The sequence below is a fragment of the Paragemmobacter straminiformis genome (assembly GCF_014243445.1).
Taxonomy (GTDB): Bacteria; Pseudomonadota; Alphaproteobacteria; order Rhodobacterales; family Rhodobacteraceae; genus Paragemmobacter; species Paragemmobacter straminiformis.
Window position 1 is genome coordinate 44,269 of record NZ_JACLQD010000009.1, and the last position, 6,307, is coordinate 50,575.

At 64.6% G+C, this 6,307-nt stretch carries 2 protein-coding genes; both read left to right on the forward strand.

Going from position 1 to position 6,307, the window contains the following annotated elements; all coding sequences use genetic code 11:
• Positions 1–59 precede the first annotated feature (59 nt).
• The gene (locus H7F16_RS19765) at positions 60–857 is read left to right on the forward strand and encodes a sensor histidine kinase (protein ID WP_185799269.1); all 798 of its coding nucleotides are present in this window, start codon (positions 60–62) and stop codon (positions 855–857) included.
• 886 nt (positions 858–1,743) lie between these two features.
• The coding region (locus tag H7F16_RS19255) for a beta strand repeat-containing protein (protein WP_206682624.1) at positions 1,744–6,307 on the forward strand (4,564 nt) is incomplete at its 3' end.

The following is a 6,307-nucleotide window of genomic DNA, read 5'->3' on the forward strand; positions in this document are numbered from 1 at the left end:
TCATGCCCCCAAGCCGCGGGTTCGGCGCGGGGGCTTTGACTGCAAAGGAACGAAGCGCCATGCCGCATATCCTGCCGCACCTCGACATTATCGCAGGCCGGGGCCGGATCGGGCCGGTTGCGGGGCCGGGCCTTGCCCTGCCGATCCTTGGCGCTTTGCACGCCAGCGCGGCGCGACTGGCCCCCGCGCAGATCGCCGGTGTTTTTGCCGGCGAGGTGCTGTCTGACCCGGGGGCGCTGCTATATGCGGTGCCGCCGATGCCCGTGCCGATGCAGGATGCGTTGTCCTGCGAACCGCTGCACCGCATGTCCAACAGCGTGCAGATCATCGCGAGCCTGCTCAGATACAGTCTGCGCGAAAGCAGCTCGGACGAGGCGCGCCGCGAAATCAACGGGGCCTATCTGCGCATCATGGCGGTGGCTGCGCTTGAGCGCGCCTTGTTCGACCCTAAAGGTCAGGTCGGTATCGCCGATCACCTGAACGGACTTTTGCGGCGGTTCGTCGAAGCCTTCCTTCCCGAGACGCGCAGGATTTCGGTCGGGATCCGCTGCGCGCCGGTGATGCTCGACGCGGCAACGGCGACCGATCTTGGCCTTGTCCTGACGGAATTGCTGATCAACGCGGTGAAGCATGCCTTTCCCGACGACAGGGGGGGAAGAATTTCAATCGCATTCCAGACGACGCCACAGGGATGGAGGCTGAGTGTGTGCGATGACGGGATCGGCCGCGCCGTCAGACCCGCCGCCGGACTGGGCAGCAGTATCATGCAGGCGCTGGCAACGCGGCTTCAGGCCGAGCTGACGGTTCGGGACGTGTCGAGCGGAACCCGTATCGTGCTGCGCCATCCGCGCCTTTAGCGACGGGGTGTTCGGGCAACCCGTGCCGCCCGCCAAGCCGCTGCGCCCTGCCATTGCAAGCCTACCCCCGCGGAACCGCGCGCCAAAGCGGCGGCGTAAGGCGCAGATTCGCCATCGGGATGCTTGCCACGACGTGCGGGCACGGGGTGCGAGGGCTGCCAAACCAGCCGTCCGGTCAGCGCGATGGTGGCAAGTTCACCCTTTGGCCCTTGTCGCGAAGTCGGATTCAATTCTGGATTGCGGTGGAAAATGCGATTTCGTCCAAGTTTCGTCAACCAAAGTGGGAATTGGGCCTTATGCCCGCGCGTTCCTTTGTCGTGAAAAGAAGTTCACGACAGGACGGGTCGCGTAACGGGCCGTCGCGCGCTTTTGGCGTTGGATTCGTGCTGCCGTTGCGTCGCGTAAAATCGCGTTTTCGGGGGCCGTGGGCGTGATTTTCCCTGTCTTGCGCTCGATTTGATGAAGCTGGACGAATTTGACGACATTCGCCTGACCGCTGCGCAGGGCGGGCGTTAATGATTGCTGCGTCCAGTCCTTCCCGACCGTGAAACCGCCGCACCTTTGCCGATCCGGGCTTGCGCGGTTTCAGCCGAAAGTCGGGGCGGGCCTATAAAATGGTCGTGCCACCGTGTCGTTATACAAGCGTCGTCCTTTGCAGAGTGCCTTGCCATGCCAAGCCAATGCCCCGTCTCCAACCCCTTTGCGCCCAAGGGTTTTTCCCGGCGCGGGGCAGGGCTGGCCTGTCTGGTCCGATCCCGTTCCCCGCGCGCCGAAGGGGGCTTTTGCCGCCCGCGTCGCATTTCCTTGACGCGTTAAGCGGGTCTCAACCTGAAGCGCCGATCCTGTCGGTCGCGTCGTCCGCATAACCAGTTTCGAGTTCAAGAGTATGGCCACTTATTACATCATCGCTGCAGGTGCCCCGGTCGGAACGGTCGACCCCGGCAACGTCAACGGCTATCCGCAGGTCAACGCCGGCACGATCACAGCCCAACCCGGCGATGTCTATGTGGTCGACAACGGCTTCAACGCCAATACGGTGATCCAGTTCGCGAATGGCCAGACCGGCACGGTCGAGGTCCAGTTCAACCAGTCGATCACCGGCCTGACGGCGACCAATCAGGGGTCGATCAGCTTCTATCCGGGCGTCAACGCCACGGTGAACATCGCCGCAGGGGTCGATGCCGATCCTGTGCAGATCGTCGCCTCGTCGGCGCAGGGGCTGACGGTCAATGCCGCTGCGAATGCCACGGTCGGCCAGATCACCGGCTCGGCCGGGGTCGATACGGTGACGGCGGGCAACGGCGTGACCCTGAACGGTCTGGTCATGGGCGACAGCACCACCGCCAACGTGACCGTGGGCAATGACGTCACGTTCAATACGCAGGTCACGCTGAACGCTTCGGACACGGCGATGAACCTGACCGCGGGCGACCGCGCCACGTTCAACTGCTCGATCACCATGTCGGGCAACAACATGGACAAGACCGTGACGCTGGGTGAGAGCGCGCGGATCAACGGGTCGGTCAACCTCAGCGGCGACGGCACCTCGTTCGACATGAACACGACGGCTTTCGTGGCGGGCAACAGCCTGACGGTTACCGGAAACGTGGCACAGGCGTCGAACTACGCGGTCAACGAATTCCGCGTCGGCACCAACGCCACCATCGGCAGCACGATCGACCTGCATTCGAACTACAGCGACAATACGGTCGTTCTGGGCAGCGGCGCGACGGTCGGGTCCTCGATCATCCTGACGTCGAACTACAGCGACAACGATCTGAAGATCGGTAACAATTCGATTGTCGGCAGCAGCGGCGTCGGTTCGATTTCGATGAATTCGAACAATGCCGAAAACTGCCTTGCGATCGGCAGTTTCGTGACCGTCAAGGGTAACATCGACCTTGGCAGCAACCTGACGCAGCAGCTTGTGCGCATCGGCGACAATCTGACGGTCAGCAACAGCCTTGTCTTTGGCGGCACGAATTCGTCGAACGGGGTCGAGATCGGCACCAACCTGTCGGTCGGCGGCAGCATCACCGGCAGCAACAACCCCGGCACCGGGGTGCAGGAATACATCCAGATCGGCGACGGCTGGTATGTCGTCGGCCAGATCAACATGGCGGGCGGCAACGACAACCTCGTCCTCGGCGCTCCTGCCGCGAACGAGACGAGCCAGGTCATCTCGGCCGACGGGGCCGGTGGCAACGGGGCCAGCATCGAAGCGCCGGTCGGTCAGGAAGCGGCCTTTTCCACCGCAGCCACGGCAGCCGGCTGGCGGCAGAACAGCGACGGGTCGTGGAGCCCGACCGCCGCGAACCAGAACTTCACCTTCAACAATTCGAACTACCAGTTTTTGTGGTTCGACAAGGCGGTCGATACGACGGCCGCGCCGAATTTCAACACCTGCACCATCTTCGTGACCCCCAATGGCAAGGTCGAGGGCACGGCGGGCGACGACTCGATGGCGGCCCCCTACACCGACCCGCAGGGCGACCAGATCGACGGGACCGACGGGCTGAACGACACCATCGTCGCAGGCGGCGGCAACGATACGGTGCTGGGCGGGGCGGGCGACGACAGCATCTCGGGCGATGGCGAGACGCCGCTTCCGCCCGTGCAGAACGCGCTTGTCACATTTGCCAACAGTGACAACCTGCAGGATTCGACGGCGGTCGAGGCGAACGGCATCCGCGCGGTGGAACTGGTGCGGCTGGCCGATGGCAAGCTGATCATGATCACGTCGGAGAATGGCGGGTCGACCGATGGCATCGCCTCGTACCGGATCGACAGCGACCCGAATTCCCCGACCTTCGGCCAGATTATGGGCACCACGCCGACCAGCGGCGGCACAGGTGACCTTTCGGCAAAGATCTCTTCGCTGTCCGAAGGGGTGTCCGGCGCGGGCTTCGACAATATCCAGAGCATGGAAGCGGCGACGCTGGCCAATGGCAACAGCTTCGTCTTTACCGCCGATGTGGCGCGGTCGACCATCGGCATCGCGAGGATCGGTGCCGATGGCAGCCTGACGGCAGGCCCGTCGCTGACGGCGCCGAACCTCGACGCGGTGCAAAGCCTGTCCTTTGTCACGGTGGGCGGCACTCCTGTCCTGCTTGCCTATGCGGGCGGCACCTCTGACAGCCTGATGTCCTTTGCCGTCAATCCGGCAACCGGCGCGCTTACGCTGCTCGACCGCGAGACGGATGGAAGCGGCACTGGTGAAAACTTCCTTGGCGGCGGCACCGGTGAAAGCCCGAGCTTCGTCGAGGGGTTCACCAACAGCGCGGGGCAGACCTTTGTTCTGGCGGCCGGCAATGACGGAGCCCAGAACGGGATCTCGCTTTATACGCTTGACGCGACGGGGCAGCTGACGTTCCAGAACGCGCGCGGCGATGACCAGAACGGCGCGTCCGAGACCGATCCGCAGGGCAACAGCCTCGGGCGCGATATCTATACACCGGCAGGGTCGCAGACCGGTCTGGACGACAGCGCGGCCGCCACCTGGGCCGAAATCGGCGGCAAGACCTATGTCTTTGTCGGCGGCAATGACGATGATGTGACGATCTTCCGCGTCGATCCCGATGCAAAGGGCGACGGCACCTTCGATCTGACGCTGGTCGGCCAGATCGACGACTATGTGGTCGATATCAGTACGATGGTCTTCATCCCCTCGGGCACGGGCGGCACGCTTGTGGTGGGGGGCGAGACCAGCGAATTGCGCTATGCGGCTGTCACGGTCGACCCGACGACAGGTGTCGTCACGCTGGTCGATCCGCTGACGCATATCGTCGATGACGCCCCCGAACCGGGTGCCGAAATCTTCGACTCGGAAGACCTTGCCTATGTGGACGGGGTTCTCGTCTCGGGCACCGATGATGACGACGGCGTCGCGGTGATGACCGCAAAATTCACCACCTTCACGCCTGCCGGAACCACGGCGGGGGTCGCGGGTGCCGACAGCCTGAGCGGCGGCGACGGCAACGACACGCTTGCGGGCAATGCGGGGAACGACACACTGTCCGGAGGGGCGGGCAATGACAGCCTTGCCGGAGAGGAGGGCGACGACAGTCTTTCCGGCGATGCGGGCAACGACACGCTCGATGGCGGGGCAGGCAACGACAGTCTGGCAGGCGGTGGCGGCAACGATTCCGCCTCGGGCGGGGACGGGGCCGATACGCTGCTGGGCGGGGCCGGCAACGACACGGTCAACGGTGGCGCGGGCGACGACGACATCGCCCTTGGCGGGGCAGATTCGGCAAGCGGCGGCACGGGCGACGATGTCTTTACGCTGGATGCGACCGATACGGCGGCCGATATCGCGGCCAGCATCGACGGCGGCACCGATGGCACGCAGGGGGCCGGTGACGATACGTCGAACGGCAATGCGGGCGATGTGCTTGACCTATCTGCGGGTTCGGCGGCGCAGACCGTCATCTATGGAACCAACCCCAAAGGCGGCACGGTCAACGGGCTTGATGCCGATGCGGGCGTGGACATCACCTTTGCCGAGATCGAGCGTCTGCTGACCGGCACGGGCAGCGACAGCATCAACGGTGCTTCCGCCACGGGGGCGATCTGGGTCGACAGCGGCGCGGGCAATGACACGCTGTTCGGCGGTTCGGGCAATGACACCCTGGCTGCCGGCACGGGGAACGACAGCATCGCTTCGGGCACCGGCGACGACACGGTAGATGCGGGCGAGGGCGACGACACCATCGACGCCGGAGCGGGCAACGACACGCTGATCGCGGGGGCAGGCAATGACAGCCTGATCGCCAGCACCGGCAATGACAGCATCGACGGCGGCAGTGGCGACGATATCGTCTCGTCCGGAACCGGAAACGACTCGGTCCTCGGCGGCGATGGCAATGACACGCTGGCAGGCAACGAGAACAACGACAGTCTGAGCGGCGGCACCGGCAATGACAGTCTCGACGGGGGGAGCGAGGACGATACGCTCGACGGCGGGGCCGGAAGCGACACGCTGGTCGGCGGCACCGGAAACGACAGCCTGACGGGCGATGTCGGCGATGACCGGTTGCAGGGCGGGCTTGGCAATGACACGGCGCTGGGCGGCGACGGCAGCGACACGCTTTCCGGAAATGAAAACAACGACCTGCTGGATGGCGGCGCGGGCAACGACAGCCTTGATGGCGGCAGCGAGGACGACACGCTTTCGGGGGGCGATGGCCTTGACACGCTGGTCGGCGGCACGGGCGAAGACAGCCTTGGCGGCGGGCTTGGCAACGACACGCTGCGCGGCGGCATCGGAAACGACATCCTCTTCGGAGACGAGGGGGACGACACGCTTTCGGGCAACGAGGACAACGACCAGCTATACGGCGGGATCGGTTCTGACAGTGTTGATGGGGGCAGCGGGAATGATGTTGTTGACGGTGGGGACGGGGCTGACACGCTGAAGGGGGGTGTCGGGAACGACACGCTGCTGGGCG

Bases quoted from the DNA above. Each gene is read 5' to 3' on its own strand.
- H7F16_RS19765 (WP_185799269.1), top strand. From the start codon at position 60: ATGCCGCATATCCTGCCGCACCTCGACATTATCGCAGGCCGGGGCCGG.